This is a genomic window from Consotaella aegiceratis, from assembly GCF_036541425.1.
GTDB lineage: Bacteria > Pseudomonadota > Alphaproteobacteria > Rhizobiales > Rhizobiaceae > Consotaella > Consotaella aegiceratis.
Genome location: NZ_JAZHFT010000023.1, coordinates 36973 through 56784, shown reverse-complemented (window position 1 = coordinate 56784; position 19812 = coordinate 36973). Strand labels below are relative to the sequence as shown.

Below are 19812 nucleotides of genomic sequence, written 5' to 3'. Positions count from 1 at the left end.
CCCACGGTCGGTCACGGCCGGCGAACCGCTTCGGATTCGGTCGCTTATAGCATCCCGAGCAAAACGATCGGCCAAAACAAAACGGCCGAGGATCGATCCTCGGCCGTTGCGATCGTGTCAGGCCGGCAGGAGAACGCTCAGTCCTCGCGCGCCTCGCCGTGCGGGTCCCAGCCGGTGATCATCGCCTTGATCTGGGCGGTGACCGTCTCGCCGGTGGTGATCAGATAGAGATGGGCGATCAGGAAGGCCGCGATCAGGAAGGCGGCCGCGACATGGATCGCGTTGACCCACAGGATCGGCAGTTCGCCGGGATAGATGTCGGGAAACAGGCCGTAGATCCACATGATGAGGCCGGAGATCCAGATCGCCGGCGCCATGGCCACCTTGAAGCCGAAATAGGCCATGGCCTGCAGCGGGTTGTGCTTGCGCTTGACGCTTGGCCGGAAGGGATGGGGCGCGCCGATGAAGATGCCGAAGGCATAGAAGGTGATCATCGTCCACATCTTGTCGGTGGTCGGCACATAGTGCCGCCACTGGCCGGTCACCATGTGCCAGAAGATCGCGAAGGCCCAGAGGACGACAAGCGAGAAAGCGGCGATCACGTGGTAGTCGAGCGCGTTGGCGAAGCCGAACAACGTCCAGTAGCCGTGGATCTCGAATCCGGTCAGCAGCAGGAAGATGATCAGCGCCGCCTGGCACCAGTGCCAGAACCGCTCGAAGCGGGTGAAGATGTAGAGGCCCTTGTGATGGGTCGCAGCGACATCAGCCATGACGCGGTCCCTTGTAGAAGATGCCGAAGCCGAAGCGCAGCAGTCCGTGCAGCAGCACGGCAGCGAGCGTCGCGGCCAAGATTGCCAGGCCGGCCCAGTCGAGCAGCACGAAGCCGTCGCGACCCGGAAGGAAGCCGCCCGGCAGTCCGGCGAGCAGACCGTCCGAGCTGTGGCAGGCACCGCAGTCGAGCGCCTGGTCCGCCGGAGCGACCATGTGGTTGATCGGAATCATCTGCCGAACTCGGGCGAAGGCGACCTCGCCGCTGAACGGCACGCCGGCCGCTTCCATGCCGGCTTCCACGGCGCTCTTCCAGTTGAAGCGGTTCCACAACGCGTCGCCGCCGCGGCCCGAAAACTGAACGGCCGCCAGCCTGCGGCTCTCGGCGTCGACCGGCACCACCGAGTTCATCACCTTGACCGGAGCGATGCGCGAATCCTCGGCGACCGGCTCGCCTTCATAAGAGGCCATCCAGGGCGCGTCGTCGAAGGCCTTTGCCGGGTCTTCGGCCTCGGCTTCGCCGTCATCGTTCGAGGGAGCACTGCGCCGGGCGGCACCGCCTCGGGCGTTGTTGTTGGCGGCCTCGATCAGCTCGGTGTCGTCCGGTAACGGATCGCCGGGATGGCGAAACGCCAGCTTGCCGTTCGACCAGATCAGCGTCGGCTGAAGGTCCTTGGACCAGCCGAGATCGCCCTTTTCAGTGGCGTAGGTGGCATGGCCATCCTTGTCCTTCTCGACCATCGGCTTCCGATTGCGGCCGATCCGGCCCATGGTCGACCAGTCCCAGGACGTGCGCGTCGCCATTTCGCCGCGCGCGACAGACGGGATGTGGCAGGTCTCGCAGGCTACGCGGTCGATATGGCCGTCAAGCCGCGAGCCTTCGGCAAGGTCCTTGTGCGGCGTCGAGCTGTGGCAGCTCTGGCACGAGGCGGCCGGTCCCGACAGGGCCGGATTGTCCGGCGTGATCGACGGTCCGCCTTCGTAGCGGCTGCCGGCGATGACGTGGTCCTTGGTGGTGTGGCAGGTCGAGCAGGTAAAGCCCGCGCCATCGGGCGCTGCCGCCATATGGACGTCGAGCGTCGCCGCCGGATTGATCAGATCGGCGTTGAGATCGCCGTGCTTGACGCCCGGGCCGCCATCGGCGTTGAAGTGGCAGGCGCCACAGGCGGCGCGCGTCGTCGGCCCGACCGACTGGGCGGCCGCGGCCAGGTCCTTGACCTCCGGCGTGCGGCCGTTCGGGCGCTCGTCGTGGCACATCGAGCAGGCGGCCCCGCCCTCGTGGAAATTCGCCTTGGCCCACTGGCCGCTCGGTTCGTGGCAGGTCAGGCAGTCGACCGGCGCCACCGGCTCCGATGAGGCGTCGAACATCGCGGTGTCGTCGAAACGGGTGCCGGCGATGTGGCAGGACGTGCAGGCGTCGATATTGGACGGAGTGGAGAGCAGGAAGCCGTTGGCGACGTGGCGCATGCCGAGCAGCTCGGTGTCGCCCCCGGCCGTATCGCCCGCCGCACCGGTCGGCCATGTCCAGGTGAAGTGGATGGTGCCGTGCAGCTGGTCGGGACCGGTGTTGTGGCAGGACTGGCAGGCCTGGTTGACCTCCTGCGCATTCTTGAACGGACCCGCGAGTTCCTTGAACTGGCTGTGATCGGCGGTGGACGTCGGAACGACGATGGCGTCCGGAGCCTCAGGCGCGGCTGGAGCTTCGGCGGCCGGTGACGCCGGCGCGGGCTCGGCAGCGGGGGTCGGCGTTGACGATGGATCGTTCGTTTGAGCGACGACCGACGTGGCGGCCGCCGACATCAACGCTGCCGCGATCAACAGGCGACGGAGCGTTGTCCTCATCATGCATTCCCCCGTATACGAACGCCAGCCAACGCGGCAGAAACGGCCGCCCGAGGCGGCCGTCTCCAATCTTCAGCCTACTAAGGCAGGCAGGCTATCACTCCGGACGCTCGCCGGGAACCGTGATGCTGTCATCTGCCGTAGCCAAGTCGGCGATGCTGTCGTGCATCAGCTGGATCACGTAGTTCGGATTGTGAGCGTAGGCCCCCGGATCCTTTTCCACGAACTGGAAGTTGTACGCTGCTTTCAGCAGACGCGGCGTCCAGGACTTGAAGCCGTTCGAACGCTGATTTTCCGCATCCTCGATCGCGCCGCTATCATCGGTATCGGCGAGGAAGTACGGATAGGTGTGCTCGTTGTAGGCGATCGAACTGCCGACCACGTTCTTGGCGTAGCTCTGGATCGCCGCATACAGCTGCTCGTGCAGCGCGTCGACTTCGGCGTGAATGCCCTCGCTGGTGTCGCCGTTGCCGTCGAAGTCGGTCTTCGACGTGCGAATCGCGAGCAGCGATTCCTTGTCGTCCGCAGAGACCTCCTGATGGCATTCGACACACGTAGCGACCTTGACCTCGACGGTATGCGGGTTGTGGCAATCGTTGCAGGTCTGCGAAGCCTGATCGTGGAAGAAGTAGCCGGCGTACTCCATTCCTTCGTATTCGAAGCCGCCCCGCACTTCGCCGCCGTATCGGGTGGCCGCAGCGGCGCGATAGTGGACGTTGATGAAGCTGAGATCGCTGGACGGGGTGTCGTCCCCGACACCGGCATCGGCCACCGCCTTTTCCACATCGGGCGTCGAGGCACGGCCCGCATGGCAGACCATGCAGCGGGCGTCGGCGGTATAGACTTCCACTTCTTCGCCAGACGGGAACGGAACGACCGTCATGTTCTGCGCGACGTCGTTGTGGCAAGCCATGCAGGCGATGCCGGGCGCTTCGGCGACATCGGTGGGATGCTCGGAGTCAATCGAGCCTTCCGCGCTGCCGTCGGCACCAAGGAAGTCCTGGAAGCCGGCAGTCGAATGGCACTTGGCGCAAGCCTCTTCGACGACGCCATCTTCATCCCAGTGGCGGAACGCCTCGCTCTTGACGTCGGCATGCGGCGATTGGCGCCAGGCGTCGAGGTTCGGAATCTCGGGCATCAGCGTCGCGGGATCGGGCACCGCGGCCGCGTCCTGCGCCAAAGCCGGGCTTCCGGTACCGGCCCAGGCCATCAACCCCGCCGCGACGGCCGCCACCATGGCAGCCCGCGTGAAAAATCTCATCGTTCCTCTCCTCTTCCAAAGACCACCCAAACGCCTCAAGGCCGCACTTCAGTCGGCCTTTTAAAATAGAATAGCTCTACAGTAGCGTGCTCACAAGCTGCGATGGCCCATGTCAAAGGTGACGAAGGGACGCAGGTATCGCTGTCGCCCGTTGTGTAACGCCGACGGCTTCCCGAGCATCGTCAACCGGGTATTAACAGGGAGCTGGCACTTTGAAGGAGTGACGAGCCGGCCGCTCCGCATTCGGCGGAGACCGGCGCGATATCGGCGGCCGCAGCCGGCCGTTCCATGGGATTCCTGTAATGACGAAGGTCTCCGCTGCCCTTGCCCTGGCCGCCGTTTGCGTTCTCTCCAGTTGTCGGTCCGACAGCCTGGAGGACGCCGTCGGCTCGATCACGCGGCCGAACCCGTCTTCGATCGAAGACGTCAAGACCGGTGATCTGATTCGCGAAGGGAAGCGGCAGTTCAAGGCGAAGAACTACGGACGGTCCTACGCGCTTTTCAAGAAATCGGCCGAGGTCTACCCCCAGAATCCCGCGGCTTGGCTTGGCCTTGCGGCGTCCGCCGACCAACTGTCGCGATTCGACACCGCCGACGAGGCCTATCGGGCGCTGGCCTTGCTCACGCCCGACAGCGCCGAATATTTCAACAATCTCGGTTATTCCTATCTGCTGCGGGGCGACCTGAACGCCGCTCAGACCAATCTGATGCGAGCGAGCGCCCTGGCGCCGGACAATCTCACGATCGCCAACAACCTGCAGCTTATGCGCAATTCCACGTCGCTCGCCGGACACGGCTGAGACGTGCAGACGAAAGGTCGAACAGTGAACGCGTATACGACCTGGACCAAGGCCATCGAGCTTTCCGAGACCGAGTACAAGGACCGCGACGATGCGGTCGAGGCGTCGTCGAAGCGATCCAGCCACAGCCTGGTGCTGATGTTCAGCGGGGCGTGTCTTGCGGTCGCGGCGACCCTTTCGGTCGCAACGGTGGTGACGTGGCGGCCGCTTCAGGAGCTGCGCGAGATCGATCGCCGCCTGTCGGCCCTCGACGGCGTCGAGCATCGGCTCGGCGATCATTTCGATTCCGGCCTCGATCGCGTCGATACGAGCGTCGCGAGCCGGATCGGCGCCATGGGCGAGACGGTTACCGCCCGCTTCGATCAGATCGATCTGGGCCTGCGGGGGCTGCAGACGGGCCTCGGAGACCTGCATGCCTCGGTCGAGGACAGCGCTGGCGTCATGTTGGATACCGGCGCCCGAATGGACGAGGCCTTCGCGGCGGCCGTTGCCGAGATCGCCCAGCTTGCCGATACGGTCTCAACCGATGTCGCGTCCAGTCTGGTGGCGGCCGGACCCGGACCGGATCAGGGGTCAGGCCTGGATCCGCTGGCGGTCGGTTCGATCGATCCGGCGGGAAGCACGCGCGCGACGCCGTCGACGCGCTTCGAGCGCCAGGAACTGCCGGACGGATCGGTGGCCTACCGGTTGAAATGAACCCTTCGCGCCTGGACGACAGGGCCGGACGAGATCCCGTGCCGTGGGCGCTGTCGGGCCCCTTTTGCGGGCTCGCGATCGTGTTGGGCCCTCGCCGTTGACCGGCCATTAACCAAAGGCAGGCACAGTCGCTTCCGAAAGACAGGCGACGCTGGAAGGCCTGCGCTGCCGGCCGATCGAGGACACGAGCTTCGAAGTGTCCGGCTCGGCGGGAGTGCCCATGACCAGCGCTGGACAAGCCTCGGGCGGCTGGAGGGACAGGCTGTCGCCCGGGCAAAGGATGAGGCGTGCGGGCTTTCCCAGATGACGATCACCCAAGCAAACGCTCCACTCGCGGGCGGTTGACTGCTTTGGCCCTGCTTGCAGGCTTGATCATCCTGCCGTCGGCGCCGCTCCAGGCGCAGGCGCAGGAACGGCTGGTCCGCATCGGCAACGGGGTCGTGACGAAGATCGTCGTGCGGCCCGGGTCGACCTTCACCATCACCACCACCCAGCCCTTCGCCAATCTCGTCGTCGGCAACATGGACGTGGCGGACGTGGTGCCGCTGTCGGAACGCTCCTTCTACATTCAGGGCAAGACGACCGGCGTCACCAACATTTCCATCTTCAATGACGGCGACGGTCTGCTGGGCGTGCTCGACACCACCGTCAGCATCGATTTCAGCGAGGTGCAGGCGGCGATCCGTGCCGCCGTGCCCGGCTCGCACGTCACGGTCACCAACTTCAACAACCGCATTCATCTGTCCGGCACGGTGGACAGTGCGCCGGACGTGACGAGGGCGGTGGAGATCGCCCAGCAATTCTCGACCGATCCCGTGATCAACGCGCTCGCGGTCACCGACGCGCAGCAGGTCTCGCTCGAAGTGCGGGTGCTGGAGGCCCGACGCAGCGCCGGCCGCGACCTCGGCGTCAACCTGCGCGTCAGAGGCGGCACGTCGCTTGGCGTGACGGGCTCGCGCATGCGCCTCAATGCCGCCGAAAGCCCTGAGGCGGCGGCCGGCTACGACAACTACCAGGGCGTCATCTCTCAGATCGATACGGACACCGGCCGAAATTCCCAGGGCACCCCGTTCGGATCGATGATCGCCCAGGTGCTGGAGAGCGCCGGTGTCAAGGTAGACATGATCATCAACGCGCTCGAGGCGAAGGGCCTGGTGCGGCGTCTGGCACAGCCGAACCTGGCAACGGTGAGCGGCGAGAAGGCGAGCTTCCACGCCGGCGGCGAAGTGCCGATCCAGACCGTGGTGAGCAACGGCAATACGACGGCCACCCAGACCGACTACAGGCCCTACGGCGTGCGCCTGGAATTCCAACCGACCGTGCTCGACCATGGCCTGATCAATCTGCGGATCATGACCGAGGTGAGCGAAATCGACGATGCGGTCAATGTCGACGGGAATCCGGGCTTCACCTCGCGTAAGGCCCAAACCGTGCTGGAGCTGCGCGACGGCCAGAGCTTCGCGCTCGCCGGACTGCTGCAGACGGTGAATTCCAGGACCGTCGAACAACTGCCTTGGATCGGTCAGCTGCCGATCCTCGGCACGCTGTTCCGCTCGACCTCGTTCCAGAAAGAGGAGAGCGATCTGGTGGTCGTGGTGACGCCGCGCATCGTGCGCCCGGCCCGGCCCGACGAGCGGTTGCGCTCGCCGCTCGACGGCACCAGCCCGGCCAACGATTTCGAGCTGTTCGCGCTCGGCCTCCTGGAGGTGGACAAGGACATGCTCCGCTCCTTCCGGGACGGGACGGGTATCGTCGGGCCCTATGGCCATATCATCGATTGGAAGGAGGCCGACGATCATGGAACGGTTCAGCCGTAAGACGATGCTTCTCGGCGCCGTCGTGCTCATGGGCGGATGCACCGACTATATCGACCGGCGCGATTCGGTCTCGTTCGGCGCGGGCAACGCCATGGAGGCCAATATCGCGATCCAGACCATCGACCCGTTCCCCGTTCACCGCAATACGACCGAGATCCGCACCGACGGCAAGGTGGCCGCGCGGGTCCAACAGGCGCATGTGAGTGGAAGCGATTCGGAGAGCAGCTCTTCGGATGACGGCGAGCAGGCGAGCGACGAGTGATCGGCCGCCGGGACGGCCGAAGCGCGGTTAACCCGCGGTCAACGCGGCCCGGCTAAAGTGACGCCCACTCACCGGAACGCGACCATGGTTGACGCAGCCGCATGATTCGAATCGTCATCCTCATCGTTGCAATCGCCTGCGGCGGCCTCGCCGCCTGGCTGACGCTGACCGGGGAAGATCCGGAGCCCGTGGTCGAAATCGTGCCGGCGCCGCCGGTCGAGACGACCGACGTGCTGGTGGCGGCCGCCTCGGTCGGCATGGGCACCGTGCTCGACGAGACGATGATGGCCTGGAAGCCATGGCCGGCGGAGACGGTGAGCGAGGATCTCATCACCCGCCCGGCTCGACCCGACGCCATGCAGGACCTGGCCGGGTCGATGGTGCGCAGCCAGTTCACGGCCGGCGAGCCGATCCGCGAGGACAAGCTGGCGCCCGACGGCTTCGGCTACATGTCGGCGCTTCTGCCGCCCGGCAAGCGGGCCGCGGCGGTGCGCATTTCGGCGGAAACCACCGCCGGCGGCTTCGTGCTGCCCGACGACCGGGTCGACGTGGTGCAGACGATCGTGCCCGACGACGACGGGGGCGGCAGCGGTGCGCCGGTCAGCCGGACGATTCTGCGCAACATTCGCGTGCTCGCGGTCGACCAGACCCAGCAGATGGACCCGGCCGATCCGCAAAAGGTGGTGGTCGGCCGGACCGCCACGCTGGAACTCGATCCCCGGCAGGTGGAAGTCGTCAATGCCGCACAGGCGGAAGGGACGTTGTCGCTGGCGCTGCGGTCGATCGCCGACCGCGACGAGATCGAAGGCGCGACCGCCCGTCAGGGCGCCACCGTGCGGGTCCATCGCGACGGCAAGGTCGAGGTCGTTCAGGTTTCCCGCCATACCGAGCGGCCGGGCCGATGACCGCTCCCCATTCTTCGAACGTCTAGCGGGAACAAGCCGGCCATGTCGTCCATCGCTGTGTCAGCTCCCGATGAGGCCCGCGCGAGCGCATCCGCCGCGCTGCCGGACGTGGTGGTGCCGCAGATCGCGATCGCGGTGTTCGGCGACGATCCGGGGCTGAAGGCCAGCGCCGAAGCCGCCCTGGGCGACCGGCGCATGCAGCGCACCCGCATGAGCATCCATCCAGGGGGACTCGGCGCGGCGATCGACGTCTACAATCAGGCGCCGACGCCGAACCTGATCGTCGTCGAGAGCGACGCGGAGGACGAGGCTCTCTTCGCGCGCCTTGAAACGCTTGCCGAGCACTGCCTGACGAGCACCAAGGTCATCGTCGTCGGCCGGCGCAACGACGTGTCGCTCTATCGTGAGCTGCTGACCCGCGGCGTCAGCGACTATCTGGTGACGCCGGTGGACATCGCGGCGCTGATCAACAGCGTCGCCCGGCTTTATCGCAGCAGCGAAACCCTCGACATCGGCCGAGTCTGCGCCTTCTTCGGCGCGCGGGGCGGCGTCGGCTCCTCGACGGTGGCCCACAACACCGCCTGGGCGCTCGCCAACGAGCTCGACGCGGATGTGCTCCTGGTCGACATGGATCTGCCGTTCGGCACGGTCGGTCTCGACTTCAACACCGAGGCGCCGCAGGGCATCCTCGACGTGATCCGCGACGTGGACCGGCTGGACGGCGTTCTCCTGGACCGCCTGTCGGTGTCGCGCAGCGACCGCCTCAACCTTCTCACGCCGCCGCTGTCGCTGGACGACGCCTACGACCTGGAAGAACGGGAGTTCGACCGGTTGCTGGAGGTGGTGCGGTCGAGCGCCCGGCTGACGCTGCTCGACCTGCCGCACATGTGGACGGGCTGGGTGAAGCGGCTTCTGTCGGATGTCGACGAGATCGTCATCACCGCCGCGCCCGACCTCGCCAACATGCGCAATCTGAAGGGCATCCTGGAGTTTCTCGGCGAATCCCGGCCGAACGACGATCCGCCGAAGCTGGTGCTCAACCAGATCGGCATTCCCAAGCGCCCGGAGATCAAGCCGGCGGCCTTTGCCAGTGCGGTCGGCATCGACCCGGCCGAGACCATCCGGTTCGATGCGAAGCTCTTCGGTTTGGCCGCCAACAACGGTCAGATGATCCGCGAAGTCTCGAAGAATTCGAAGGTCGCGCAGGGATTCCAGCGGCTTGGCCAGTCGATTTCTCCAGCCAAGCAGAAAACGGTCTCGCGCAAGAGAGCGGGCGGTTTGGCCGCCAAGCTGCTCGGCAAACGCTGAATCGTCCGACCGGATCGCGGCGTCGAGGCCTGCGGCATCTCACCGCGGCTAAGCGGTTGAAAAATCAGTGTTTGATGACAATTGAATCTATCAGTTTCACAGCGCTGCAAGCGCCCGCGGGCTAACGTCTCGATCGTCCGACGCGACCGGGCCGCTTGCGGAGCCAGCTGGCTCGCACCGCTGCCGAGACACGATAGCGAACGCTTCTTCGCAGGCTCACCGGTTGTCGAACAAGCGCGGCTTTGCCGCGTGCGGACCGAAGTCCATCCGCTGCGGAGTGCTGCATGTTCGGCAAGAAGACTGAGACCGCCCTCGCCCCTGCGGCGCCAAAGGCCAAGGACGCCGTGCCCGCCGCGCCAGTCCACGAGGAGCGGCCGCCGCAGCGCGCCGACCGGTCCGACCGGCCCGAGAATCATGGCCGGGCCGAAAAGTTCTACGAGCTGAAGCGGCAGATCTTCGACGCGCTCGTCGATACGATCGACGTGGCGATGCTGTCGACCATGCACGTGGACGAGGCACGCGAGGAGATCGTCCAGGTCGTCACCGACATCATCGGCGCCAAGAAGGTGCAGATCTCGGTGGCGGAGCAGGAAAAGCTGGTGACGGAAGTCTGCGACGACGTCCTCGGCTACGGCCCGTTGGAGCCGCTGCTCGCCCGCGACGACATCGCCGACATCATGGTCAACGGCAGCGACCGCGTGTTCATCGAAGTCGACGGCAAGGTTCAAGAGACGGACATCCGTTTTCAGAACAACCAGCAGCTTCTCAACATCTGTCAGCGCATCGTCAGCCAGGTGGGCCGGCGCGTCGACGAATCCTCGCCGATCTGCGACGCGCGACTGGCCGACGGGTCGCGCGTCAACGTCATCGCGCCGCCGCTGTCGCTCGACGGGCCCAGCCTGACCATCCGAAAGTTCAAGAAGGACAAGCTCACCCTCGACCAGTTGGTGAAGTACGGCTCGATCTCGCCGGAGGGGGCCACGATCCTCGAGATCATCGGGCGGGTGCGCTGCAACATCGTGATCTCCGGCGGCACCGGCTCGGGCAAGACGACGCTGTTGAACTGTCTGACCCGCTACATCGACACCGACGAGCGCGTCATCACCTGCGAGGATTCGGCCGAGCTGCAACTGCAGCAGCCCCACGTCGTGCGCCTGGAGACCCGGCCGCCCAACATCGAGGGCGAGGGCGAGATCACCATGCGCCAGCTTGTGAAGAACTGCCTGCGCATGCGGCCCGAGCGCATCATCGTCGGCGAGGTGCGCGGGCCGGAGGTGTTCGATCTCCTCCAGGCGATGAACACCGGCCATGACGGATCGATGGGCACGATCCACTCCAACAGCCCGCGCGAATGTCTCAAGCGCATGGAATCGATGATCGCCATGGGCGGCTTCTCGCTGCCCGCCCAGACGGTGCGCGAGATCATCGTCGGTTCGGTGGACGTGATCATCCAGGCGGCGCGCCTGCGCGACGGCTCGCGCCGCATCACGCACATCACCGAGGTGCTGGGCATGGAGGGCGACGTGATCACCACGCAGGACCTCTTCGTCTACGACATCCTGGGCGAGGACACGGCCGGCAAGATCATCGGTCAGCACCGCTCGACCGGCATCGGTCGCCCCGGCTTCTGGGACCGCGCACGCTATTTCGGCGAGGAGAAGCGCCTCGCCGCCGCCCTCGACGCGTCGGAGAAGGTGGCCGACGCCGCTTGAGGTCGCCGCCCGCCCGCCGTCAGCCGAGCGGGTGATCGGTGAGGCAGGAAAACAGCGTCAGGTCGGTTCGCTCCTGCATGTGGAGCGAACGCCAGAAAGCGGTGCCGTCCGGATTCGATCGAAAGACCGTCAAATGGCATTTGTCGATGCCTTCGGTCCGGAGGGCGAGAAGCGCCGCCCGCAGCAGCGCCTTGCCGATCCCTCGCCGTCGGTGCGAGGCGGCGACGGCGAAATGGTAGATGAAGCCGCGCCGGCCGTCGTGGCCGCAAAGGATCGTCCCGATCAGCCTGTCGCCGTCGATCGCGACGAAGGATGTCCTGGGATTGCGCTCGAGATAGCTCGCGATCGCCGTCGGCCGGTCGGCTTCGCTGAGGCCGATGCCATCGGTCGTCTCCCATAAAGCGAAGGCGCGAGCGTAGTCGTCGGCTGTAAAAGGCCTCAGTTGAACACTCATTTCCCGATCCAAGCCCCGCTCATCTGGTGCTTGCCGTGGCAACGGTAACCAATCCTTACGCCTCCTGCGTTTCAATGCGGCGAGGCTTATCCGCTCGAACGACAGAGAGGCAATGGAGACGATCGCCGCACTTCAGGCCAACGCTGCAATCATCGCATTCGCCGCGTTTGGGGCCGGCGGCGCCCTGGTCGCCCTGCTCTATCCGTGGTTCACGCGCCAGGCCGCCTACGACAGCCGGTTCGCCGCCATCGCCGGCGCGACCGCGCGCGCCGCTCAAGGGCGGCGCGACGACGGCCATCGGCGCAAGCGATCCGTCGAAGAGACGCTGCGGGAGATCGACGAGCGGCAGAGGAGGCAGACCCGACGCTCGAAGGCCAAGCCGAGCCTGATGGGGCGCATGCGCCAGGCCCAACTCGGCTGGTCCAAGAAAACCTATTATCTCGTCTGCCTGGCGACCGGCCTGTTCTGCTTCCTGATGACGATCATGCTGGGGATCGGCGCGCTTCCCGCGGTCGGCTTCGGGTTTGCGGGAGGGCTGCTCCTGCCGCATCTCTATGTCGGCTTTCTACGCCGGAGGCGGTTCGCCCGTTTCGGTGCCGAGTTTCCGACGGCCGTCGACGTCATCGTGCGCGGCGTCAAGTCGGGACTGCCGCTGGGCGATTGCATGAAGATCATCGCCGCCGAGGCCCAGGAGCCGGTCCGCAGCGAGTTCAAGACGCTGGTGGAGGACCAGACGCTCGGCATGCCGATCGACGAGGCGGTCCTGCGCCTGGCCAACCGCATGCCCCTGTCGGAAGCCAACTTCTTCGCGATCGTCATCGGCATCCAGATGCGCACAGGCGGCAGTCTTTCCGAAGCCTTGGGCAACCTCTCCAAGGTGCTGCGCGAACGCAAGAAGATGCACGGCAAGATCAAGGCGATGAGCCAGGAGGCGAAATCGTCGGCCGCCATCATCGGCGCGTTGCCGCCGGTGGTGGCCACCTTCGTCTACTTCACCAGCCCGGACTACATCATGCTGCTGTTCAGCGAGACGATCGGCAACATCGTATTGGTCGGCTGCGCCCTCTGGATGGGGATCGGCGTGGCGGTGATGCGCAAGATGATCAACTTCGACTTCTAGGGCGTTCGACCGGATGGCGATCCAGCACCTGCTCCATGACACAAGGACGATGATCGCGCTTCTGGCGGGGGTGTCGAGCGTGCTCGCCATCCTGCTGGTGGCCTGGCCCTATTTTCAGCGCGATCATCTGGCTGCCCGGATGCGGCAGGTTGCGGAGGAACGCGAGCGCATCCGGTTGCGCGAGCGGGCCGGTCTGCACGACCGGCACCGAGATCCGATGCTGCTCCGGGCGCAGCCCAAGAAGCTCTATCAGCTCATCGTCGAACGCTTCAATCTGACGGCGAAAGCCGAAGATACCGAAACGGCCCAGCTTCTGCGCATGGCGGGCTATCGCGGCCGGGGGCCGGTGGTGCGCTTTCTGGCCGCGCGCATCCTCACCCCGACGGCGGGGTTTCTCGCCTCGAACTTCTACATGTTCGTCGTCCTCGGCGATCAGATCTCGCTGCCGGTGAAACTGCTGATCATCGCCGCCGCCGCGGCGTTCGGCTATTATTTGCCGCTGATCATGCTGAAGAATCGAACGACCAAGCGCCAGACCTCGATCCGCCGCGCCTGGCCGGATGCGCTCGACCTGATGCTGATCTGCGTCGAATCGGGCATGAGCATCGAAGGGGCGTTCCGCAAGGTGGCCGACGAGATCGGCATGCAGTCGGCCGAACTCGCCGAGGAACTGAACCTGACGACGGCCGAGCTCTCCTATCTGCAGGATCGCCGCAAGGCCTACGAGAATCTCGGGCTGCGCACCGGTTTGCCGGGTGTGAAGGCGGTGGTGACGAGCCTGATCCAGGCCGAGCGCTACGGCACGGCGATCGGCCAGGCGCTGCGCGTGCTGGCCCAGGAGAACCGCGACATGCGCATGGCCGAGGCCGAGAAGAGGGCCGCCGCGCTGCCGCCCAAGCTCACCGTCCCGATGATCCTGTTCTTCTTGCCGGTGCTGTTCGCCGTGATCATCACGCCGGCGGTCATCCAGATCATGACGATGCCGTAGACGAAGGCGCCGGAACGGTCCTCGCCTTCGGGCGGGGCCGCATGGATCGCCGGCGCCGGCGCGCCGCCGTGTCGCAGGTGCTTGCAGGCCGCCGGGGTGCTTCCTACTGTGAGACGGCGACCCATCGCATTCGGCGCGGCCTGCGCCCCGGAGGAAATTCCCATGCCATCCAGTCTGAAGGGCGTCATCCCGCCCGTTCCCACGATCGTCGACGATCGGGGCCGTTTCGATGAAGAGGGCATGGCGATGCTCCTCGACCGGATCATCGCCTCGGGCGTCCACGGCATGCTGATCACCGGATCGGGCGGCGAGTTCTCGCATATGAGCGTCGAGATGCGAAAGCAGGTGATCGCGTTCGCGGTGCGCCACACGAACGGCCGGCTGCCGGTGATGGCCGGGATCGGCATGCCGGGCACCCAGGAGGTGCTGGAGCTCGGCCGCCACGCCGAGGCCGTGGGCGCCGACGCCGTTCTGGTGGTCAATCCCTATTACGCGCTGCTCAGCGAAGAAGCGCTCTATCAGCACTACCGCACCATCGCGGGCGCGCTGAGGGTGCCGGTCTATCTCTACAATTTCCCGGCTCTCACCGGCCAGGACCTCAGCGTCCAGATGATCAAGCGGCTGGCGCTCGACTTCGAGACCATCGCCGGGCTCAAGGACACCGTCGACTGCAAAAGCCACACCCGTCAGGTGATCGTCGAGGTGAAGTCGCAGCGGCCGGACTTCAAGGTCTTTGCCGGCTACGACGAATACATGCTCGACACCTTGATCCTGGGGGGCGACGGGGGCATCCCGGCGAGCGCCAACTTCGCCCCCGAAATCTGCTGCGGCATCTACGAGGCGTTCCAGAACCGCGACGTCGAAACGATCATCGCGCTCGAGCGGCGGCTCGCCCATCTCTCCGCGATCGTCGCCCTGGATGCGCCGTTCTTCGGCCTGCTCAAGGAGGCGGTGCGCCTGACGGGATCTCCCGATCTCTCGACGGCCGTGCTGGCACCGGCTCTGCACCCGACCGAGGAGAAGAAGGCAATTCTCGTCGACCTCCTGAAACGGGCGGGTTTGTCGCCCGCGCGTTGATCGCGACGGCCGGGGTCGTCGGATCGTGATCGGGCCGGGCTGTGCGCCAGCCCGGTCCGCGCTATTCTCCCACTGGCTGGAGAGCGGCAGGGCGCTCCCATCGATCGGCCTGCCGGTTCGCAAGGCTTTTGGGGGCACGGGCCGGACGCATCCGATTTTTCGGCCGATGCCCTGTGCCTAAAGCAGCCCAATTTCGGAGCGGTCGGCCGGGCACGGCCCGTCGGCGGTCCGCCAAGCTTTCTGTTGGATTACGATGCGGCCCGGAACGTCCGCGACTTCTTGCCCATCACGCGCCGGGGTGGCTGCCCATGAGCGATATCGAGACCCGTCAACGACCGAAGACCCGCACGAAGCCGAAGGTGGAGCGGCCGAAGCTCTACAAGGTGATCCTGGTCAACGACGACTACACGCCGCGCGAATTCGTCGTCCGCGTCCTGAAGGCCGAGTTCAGGATGAGCGAGGATCAGGCGCAGCGCGTAATGATCACGGCGCACAGGCGTGGCTCGTGCGTCGTCGCGGTCTTTACGCGCGATGTCGCCGAGACCAAGGCGACCCGCGCCACGGACGCGGGCAGACGGGCCGGCTATCCGCTGCAATTCACCACCGAACCGGAAGAATAGGAACCGTTCGCCGGCGCTCTCGCGTCCTCTGCGACGGCGGCTATCGGTCGCGATGTATGAGAATTGATTAATTTAAAATCTGCTAATATGTTGCGGCGCACACCAAGGGGCTGACCCGGCCGTATAGCGCCGGGCTTTCTTGCCCGGACAATCGAATAGGGTTTTCATTGAGTTCGGTTCCAACGGATTTCTCGCCTTGGATGTCGCTGGCCGGCGGCCTCCTCATCGGTCTTTCGTCGGTCCTGTTGATGCTGTGGTTCGGCCGGATCGCCGGCATCGTCGGGATCGCCGCCAGGGCTATGCGCGCGGTGGCGGTGCCGCTCGCCGATCGAGCCTGGCGCATCGCCTTCATCCTTGGACTGGTCGCGGCGCCGGTGCTCGTCGCTCTTTTTACCGGCCATCCCGTGCACCAGACCGTGTCGCACGATCTCGCGCTGATGGCGGTGGCCGGCGGTCTCGTCGGTTTCGGCACGACGCTCGGCTCGGGATGCACGTCGGGCCATGGCGTTTGCGGTCTTGCCCGGCTGTCGCCGCGCTCGATGGCGGCGGTCGCCATCTTCATGGCGGCCGGTATCGCCACGGTGTTCGTGATGCGCCATCTTCTCGACGGAGCGGTGTGATGCGCTGGCTCCGGCTGTGCTGCGGCTTTGGCGGCGGTCTTCTCTTCGGTGTTGGATTGATCGTCTCCGGCATGGCCGATCCGGCCAAGGTTCTCAACTTCCTGGACCTCTTCGGCCATTGGGATCCAAGCTTGGCCTTCGTCATGGGCGGGGCGGTGGTCGTCACCTTCGTCGGCTACCGTTTGGTCTGGCGGCGCCGGGCACCGGTGCTGCTGGAAGGCTTCGACCTGCCGGCCGCGACCCGGATCGATCGCCGCCTGGTGATCGGCGCCGCCCTGTTCGGGGTGGGCTGGGGGCTCGGCGGCTTCTGTCCCGGGCCCGCACTGACCGCGCTCTCCCTGGCCGCGCCGGGAACCTGGGCCTTCGTCGCCGCGATGCTCGTCGGCATTTGGCTCGGCGTCAAAGCTCGCCAATCCTCGATAGGGACGCCCGCGGGATGAACGTGAAACGGATCACCGACGAGTTTGCCGTGTGCGGGCAGATCATGCCTTCGGACTTTGCGGCCCTGCGGCAGGCGGGCTTCCGCTCGATCATCGCCAATCGACCGGATGGCGAGGAACGCGGGCAGCCGAGCTTTGCGGAGACGCAGGCGGCCGTCGAAGCCGCGGGGCTGGAGATCCGCCACGTCCCAGTGCGCTCGCCCGGCCCCGCCGATGCGGCAAGCTTCGGCCGCGCCTTCGAGGAGCTTCCCAAGCCGGTGCTCGCCTTCTGCCGCAGCGGCGCCCGCTCCTCGATGCTGTGGACCCTATGGCAGGCCGGCCGCGAAGCGTAGCCGCTTCGCGCCATTCGCCGGTCGGCTCCTGACGCCTTCGTCCGCCTCGCCTGCCCCCTATATGCTGATCGGCCGAGCTCGGTTGGTCCGGGCGGGCGCCGAAGCAGTGTGGACAGCGGACGGAGACAGCCGGGCATGAAACTCGCACGTCTGGCCGGGGAGGCGGATTTCGAGGGGTGGCGTACGGCCGCCCGCACGGCGCTGGCCCTCGGCCTCGATCCGGCCGAACTCGTCTTCGCCGTCGGCGATACGGCGCCGGAACTCTTCGCCGAGCCGTTGCCGCCGCTTCCCGCCGATGCGCCGCAGTTCACCGTGCCGCGCGCCTTTCCCGATCTCGCGCGCCGTCTCATCTGTCATCGCCATCCCGAGCGCTTCGTGCTCGCCTATCGGCTGCTCCGCCGGCTCCAGGACGAGCCGAAGCTCCTCGACATCGCGTCCGACGCGGACGTCCTGCGCGCGGGCAGGATGGTCAAATCGATCGGTCGCGATATCGAAAAGATGAAATCGTTCGTCCGTTTCCGCGAGATCGAGACCGAGGCGGGCGCGCATTTCATCGCCTGGTTCGAGCCCGACCATCATATCGTCGAGATCACCGCACCCTTCTTCGCGCGCCGCTTCACCGGCATGGTCTGGACGATCCTGACGCCTCTGCGGTCAGCCCATTGGGACGGCGAGAGGCTGAGCTTCGCGGCCGGCGCATCGCCGGATCAGCGCCCCGGCGAGGACGATGTCGAGGCGCTGTGGCTGACCTACTACGCCTCGATCTTCAATCCGGCCCGGCTGAAGGTGAAGGCCATGCAGGGCCAGATGCCGAAGAAATACTGGCACAATCTGCCGGAAGCCACGTTGATCCCCCAGCTGGTGCGAGGCGCCGAGGCCGCCAAGGCGGACATGCTGGCCGCGACGCCGACGTTGCCCAGCCTGCGTCATGAACGACAGCGGGAACGAGTGATGGCGACCGCCGAAGGCGATGCCCCGATCCGCGGCACGAACACGATACCGGACACGCTGGACCAAGCGCGCGAGCAGGCGCGGCAGTGCCGGGCTTGTCCGCTTTGGGAGCCTGCGACCCAGACGGTGTTCGGGCGCGGGCCGGAGGATGCCCCGGTGATCTTCGTCGGCGAGCAGCCGGGCGATCAGGAGGATCTGGCGGGCGAGCCTTTCGTCGGCCCGGCGGGCCAGGTGTTCGATGCCGCTCTGGCGACGGCCGGCATCGACCGGACCCGCACCTACGTCACCAATGCCGTGAAGCACTTCAAGTTCGTGCCGCGCGGCAAGCGCCGGATCCACCAGAAGCCGAACGCCGGCGAAATCTCCGCCTGCCGGAGCTGGCTCGCGCTCGAACGCCGCTTCGTGCAGCCCAAGCTGATTGTCGCGCTCGGCGCCACCGCTGCGACCGCGGTGCTCGGCAAGACCGTGACGATCAAGGCGACGCGGTCGCGCCTCATCGACCTCGAGGATGGGGCCCAGGCGCTGGTGACCGTGCATCCCTCCTATATCCTGCGCCTGCCCGATGCCGACGCGAAGCAGCGCGAGGAGGCCGCGTTCCGCGAGGATATGGCGATGGTGCGCAGGACCATACCGGAGATCGCGCTCGCCGCCTGAAGCCTGCCGCGGACTTGAGGGCGGGGGTCTTCGCGATCGGTCGGGGGAAGTCTACAAGAGCACCGCGCGCAGGATCGCGGCGACGACGCCGACCACGAGGACGCCGGCAACCCACAGGCCGATGAACCAGAGGATGCGGCTCAGGCGCGAGCCGGGGCGCGGACGATCTCCATCGGCCATCAGTGATGATAGCCTTCGCCGGGCCGCACCTTGCCGCGGAAGATCCAATAGGCATAGGCGGTGTAGGCGAGCACCATGGGGATCAGAACCGAGGCGCCGACGAGCAGGAATTTAAGGCTCGAGTCCGGGGCCGCCGCCTCCCAGATCGTCACGTCCGGCGGAATGATGTTGGGGTAGAAGTTGATGCCCAGTCCGATGAAGGAGAGGACGAAGAGGGCGAGGGAAGCAAGGAACGGCCGGTAGGTCGAATCGTGGCGCTCGAGCTGCCGGAACAACACGAAGGCCGCTGCCGCCGCGGCGATCGGCACCGGGGCGACGTAGAGGATCTGCGGGAAGGTGAACCAGCGCAGATAGAACTGCGGGTCGAGAAACGGCATCCAGGCGCTGACCACGGCGATGCCGGCCAGGGTTCCGATGCCGGCGAACTTGGCATAGCGCGCCGCCCGGCGATTGAGCGGGCCTTCGGTCTTCATCACCAGCCAGGTCGCGCCGAGGAGCGTGTAGCCGACGACGAGTGCGACGGCCGTCATGACCGAGAACGGCGTCAGCCAGTCCCACCAGCCGCCGGCATAGGCGCGGTCGACGACCTTGATCCCTTGGACCAGCGTGCCGAGGGCAAGCCCCTGCGCCAGGGCGGCGACGAGCGAGCCGATGAAGAACGAGATGTCCCACAGAAAGCGGCCGCGCTCGGTCCTGAACCGGAACTCGAAGGCGACGCCGCGAAAGATCAGGGCGAGCAGCATGGCGATGATCGGCGCATAGAGCGCCGGCAAGGCAATGGCATAGGCAAGCGGAAAGACGGCCAGAAGGCCGCCGCCGCCCATCACCAGCCAGGTCTCGTTGCCGTCCCAGATCGGCGCTACCGAATTCATCGCCAGATCGCGGTTTTCGTGGCTGCCGAGCAGCGGAAACAGGATGCCGGTTCCGAGATCGAAGCCGTCGAGAATGACGTAGGCCAACACGGCGAACGCGATGATGAAGGCCCACAGCAGCGGAAGATCCATG

Annotated in this window: 21 protein-coding genes; 15 read left to right on the top strand and 6 right to left on the bottom strand. The window is 66.1% G+C overall.

What is annotated here, in order from left to right; all coding sequences use genetic code 11:
* Nucleotides 1–137 precede the first annotated feature (137 nt).
* The 3 genes from SMD10_RS15660 to SMD10_RS15650 form a co-directional block, all read right to left on the bottom strand.
* Nucleotides 138–770, bottom strand: a complete 633-nt coding sequence (locus tag SMD10_RS15660; RefSeq protein WP_331686660.1) for a cytochrome b/b6 domain-containing protein — start codon at nt 768–770, stop codon at nt 138–140.
* Nucleotides 763–2610 carry a multiheme c-type cytochrome gene (locus SMD10_RS15655; protein ID WP_331686659.1) on the bottom strand — a complete coding sequence of 616 codons (1848 nt, stop codon included), beginning with the start codon at nt 2608–2610 and terminating at the stop codon, nt 763–765. Before SMD10_RS15655 ends, SMD10_RS15660 begins: the two co-directional genes overlap by 8 nt.
* 97 nt (nt 2611–2707) lie before the next feature.
* Nucleotides 2708–3871 carry a cytochrome c3 family protein gene (locus SMD10_RS15650; protein ID WP_331686658.1) on the bottom strand — a complete coding sequence of 388 codons (1164 nt, stop codon included), beginning with the start codon at nt 3869–3871 and terminating at the stop codon, nt 2708–2710.
* A 302-nt stretch (nt 3872–4173) separates the two neighbouring features.
* Between SMD10_RS15650 and SMD10_RS15645 the strand changes: the two genes are divergently transcribed.
* The 7 genes from SMD10_RS15645 to SMD10_RS15615 all read left to right on the top strand — a co-directional run bounded on the left by SMD10_RS15645 (nt 4174) and on the right by SMD10_RS15615 (nt 11371).
* On the top strand, nt 4174–4671 hold the full coding sequence (locus tag SMD10_RS15645; protein ID WP_331686657.1) for a tetratricopeptide repeat protein: 498 nt from the start codon (nt 4174–4176) through the stop codon (nt 4669–4671).
* A gap of 24 nt (nt 4672–4695) precedes the next feature.
* Nucleotides 4696–5367 (top strand): hypothetical protein, encoded by a 672-nt coding sequence (locus SMD10_RS15640; protein ID WP_331686656.1) that lies wholly within the window; start codon nt 4696–4698, stop codon nt 5365–5367.
* Between the two features lie 350 nt (nt 5368–5717).
* Nucleotides 5718–7184: a type II and III secretion system protein family protein gene (locus SMD10_RS15635; protein ID WP_331686655.1), complete on the top strand. Its 1467-nt coding sequence runs from the start codon at nt 5718–5720 to the stop codon at nt 7182–7184.
* Nucleotides 7165–7446 carry a hypothetical protein gene (locus tag SMD10_RS15630; RefSeq protein WP_331686654.1) on the top strand — a complete coding sequence of 94 codons (282 nt, stop codon included), beginning with the start codon at nt 7165–7167 and terminating at the stop codon, nt 7444–7446. Before SMD10_RS15635 ends, SMD10_RS15630 begins: the two co-directional genes overlap by 20 nt.
* Nucleotides 7447–7547: 101 nt before the next feature.
* The gene (gene cpaB, locus SMD10_RS15625) at nt 7548–8351 is read left to right on the top strand and encodes a Flp pilus assembly protein CpaB (RefSeq protein ID WP_331686653.1); all 804 of its coding nucleotides are present in this window, start codon (nt 7548–7550) and stop codon (nt 8349–8351) included.
* Between the two features lie 42 nt (nt 8352–8393).
* Nucleotides 8394–9659, top strand: coding sequence for a CpaE/TadZ family protein (locus SMD10_RS15620; protein ID WP_331686652.1), 1266 nt, complete (start codon nt 8394–8396; stop codon nt 9657–9659).
* Nucleotides 9660–9943: 284 nt separating this feature from the next.
* Nucleotides 9944–11371 (top strand): TadA family conjugal transfer-associated ATPase, encoded by a 1428-nt coding sequence (locus tag SMD10_RS15615; protein ID WP_331686651.1) that lies wholly within the window; start codon nt 9944–9946, stop codon nt 11369–11371.
* Between the two features lie 19 nt (nt 11372–11390).
* Here SMD10_RS15615 and SMD10_RS15610 read toward each other — a convergent pair whose 3' ends face one another.
* A complete protein-coding gene (locus SMD10_RS15610) occupies nt 11391–11825 on the bottom strand; it encodes a GNAT family N-acetyltransferase (protein WP_331686650.1) in 435 nt (144 codons plus the stop codon).
* A gap of 112 nt (nt 11826–11937) precedes the next feature.
* Between SMD10_RS15610 and SMD10_RS15605 the strand changes: the two genes are divergently transcribed.
* From SMD10_RS15605 to SMD10_RS15570, 8 genes are all read left to right on the top strand, one after another.
* Nucleotides 11938–12945: a type II secretion system F family protein gene (locus SMD10_RS15605; RefSeq protein WP_331686649.1), complete on the top strand. Its 1008-nt coding sequence runs from the start codon at nt 11938–11940 to the stop codon at nt 12943–12945.
* A 13-nt stretch (nt 12946–12958) separates the two neighbouring features.
* Complete coding sequence (locus SMD10_RS15600; protein ID WP_331686648.1) at nt 12959–13933, top strand: type II secretion system F family protein; 975 nt, start codon at nt 12959–12961, stop codon at nt 13931–13933.
* Nucleotides 13934–14095: 162 nt separating this feature from the next.
* Complete coding sequence (locus SMD10_RS15595; RefSeq protein WP_331686647.1) at nt 14096–15010, top strand: dihydrodipicolinate synthase family protein; 915 nt, start codon at nt 14096–14098, stop codon at nt 15008–15010.
* 308 nt (nt 15011–15318) lie between these two features.
* On the top strand, nt 15319–15630 hold the full coding sequence (gene clpS / locus SMD10_RS15590) for an ATP-dependent Clp protease adapter ClpS (RefSeq protein WP_331686646.1): 312 nt from the start codon (nt 15319–15321) through the stop codon (nt 15628–15630).
* 200 nt (nt 15631–15830) lie between these two features.
* Nucleotides 15831–16250 (top strand): YeeE/YedE family protein, encoded by a 420-nt coding sequence (locus tag SMD10_RS15585; protein WP_331686645.1) that lies wholly within the window; start codon nt 15831–15833, stop codon nt 16248–16250.
* Nucleotides 16250–16690 carry a YeeE/YedE family protein gene (locus SMD10_RS15580; RefSeq protein ID WP_331686644.1) on the top strand — a complete coding sequence of 147 codons (441 nt, stop codon included), beginning with the start codon at nt 16250–16252 and terminating at the stop codon, nt 16688–16690. The genes SMD10_RS15585 and SMD10_RS15580 overlap by 1 nt, the downstream gene beginning before the upstream one ends.
* Nucleotides 16687–17022: a protein tyrosine phosphatase family protein gene (locus tag SMD10_RS15575; protein WP_331686643.1), complete on the top strand. Its 336-nt coding sequence runs from the start codon at nt 16687–16689 to the stop codon at nt 17020–17022. The genes SMD10_RS15580 and SMD10_RS15575 overlap by 4 nt, the downstream gene beginning before the upstream one ends.
* A 135-nt stretch (nt 17023–17157) precedes the next feature.
* Nucleotides 17158–18627 (top strand): UdgX family uracil-DNA binding protein, encoded by a 1470-nt coding sequence (locus tag SMD10_RS15570; RefSeq protein ID WP_331686642.1) that lies wholly within the window; start codon nt 17158–17160, stop codon nt 18625–18627.
* A gap of 51 nt (nt 18628–18678) precedes the next feature.
* Here SMD10_RS15570 and SMD10_RS15565 read toward each other — a convergent pair whose 3' ends face one another.
* Complete coding sequence (locus SMD10_RS15565; protein ID WP_331686641.1) at nt 18679–18807, bottom strand: DUF2474 domain-containing protein; 129 nt, start codon at nt 18805–18807, stop codon at nt 18679–18681.
* On the bottom strand, nt 18807–19811 hold the full coding sequence (gene cydB / locus SMD10_RS15560) for a cytochrome d ubiquinol oxidase subunit II (RefSeq protein ID WP_331686640.1): 1005 nt from the start codon (nt 19809–19811) through the stop codon (nt 18807–18809). The genes SMD10_RS15565 and cydB overlap by 1 nt, the downstream gene beginning before the upstream one ends.
* Nucleotide 19812: the final 1 nt, after the last annotated feature.

Coding starts and splice junctions, on each gene's coding strand:
- cpaB (WP_331686653.1), top strand. CDS start 7,548: ATGATTCGAATCGTCATCCTCATCGTTGCAATCGCCTGCGGCGGCCTC.
- SMD10_RS15650 (WP_331686658.1), bottom strand. CDS start 3,871: ATGAGATTTTTCACGCGGGCTGCCATGGTGGCGGCCGTCGCGGCGGGG.
- SMD10_RS15595 (WP_331686647.1), top strand. CDS start 14,096: ATGCCATCCAGTCTGAAGGGCGTCATCCCGCCCGTTCCCACGATCGTC.
- SMD10_RS15575 (WP_331686643.1), top strand. CDS start 16,687: ATGAACGTGAAACGGATCACCGACGAGTTTGCCGTGTGCGGGCAGATC.
- SMD10_RS15655 (WP_331686659.1), bottom strand. CDS start 2,610: ATGAGGACAACGCTCCGTCGCCTGTTGATCGCGGCAGCGTTGATGTCG.
- SMD10_RS15565 (WP_331686641.1), bottom strand. CDS start 18,807: ATGGCCGATGGAGATCGTCCGCGCCCCGGCTCGCGCCTGAGCCGCATC.
- cydB (WP_331686640.1), bottom strand. CDS start 19,811: ATGGATCTTCCGCTGCTGTGGGCCTTCATCATCGCGTTCGCCGTGTTG.
- SMD10_RS15600 (WP_331686648.1), top strand. CDS start 12,959: ATGGCGATCCAGCACCTGCTCCATGACACAAGGACGATGATCGCGCTT.
- clpS (WP_331686646.1), top strand. CDS start 15,319: ATGAGCGATATCGAGACCCGTCAACGACCGAAGACCCGCACGAAGCCG.
- SMD10_RS15580 (WP_331686644.1), top strand. CDS start 16,250: ATGCGCTGGCTCCGGCTGTGCTGCGGCTTTGGCGGCGGTCTTCTCTTC.
- SMD10_RS15585 (WP_331686645.1), top strand. CDS start 15,831: ATGTCGCTGGCCGGCGGCCTCCTCATCGGTCTTTCGTCGGTCCTGTTG.
- SMD10_RS15610 (WP_331686650.1), bottom strand. CDS start 11,825: ATGAGTGTTCAACTGAGGCCTTTTACAGCCGACGACTACGCTCGCGCC.
- SMD10_RS15630 (WP_331686654.1), top strand. CDS start 7,165: ATGGAACGGTTCAGCCGTAAGACGATGCTTCTCGGCGCCGTCGTGCTC.
- SMD10_RS15615 (WP_331686651.1), top strand. CDS start 9,944: ATGTTCGGCAAGAAGACTGAGACCGCCCTCGCCCCTGCGGCGCCAAAG.
- SMD10_RS15645 (WP_331686657.1), top strand. CDS start 4,174: ATGACGAAGGTCTCCGCTGCCCTTGCCCTGGCCGCCGTTTGCGTTCTC.
- SMD10_RS15660 (WP_331686660.1), bottom strand. CDS start 770: ATGGCTGATGTCGCTGCGACCCATCACAAGGGCCTCTACATCTTCACC.
- SMD10_RS15570 (WP_331686642.1), top strand. CDS start 17,158: ATGAAACTCGCACGTCTGGCCGGGGAGGCGGATTTCGAGGGGTGGCGT.
- SMD10_RS15620 (WP_331686652.1), top strand. CDS start 8,394: ATGTCGTCCATCGCTGTGTCAGCTCCCGATGAGGCCCGCGCGAGCGCA.
- SMD10_RS15605 (WP_331686649.1), top strand. CDS start 11,938: ATGGAGACGATCGCCGCACTTCAGGCCAACGCTGCAATCATCGCATTC.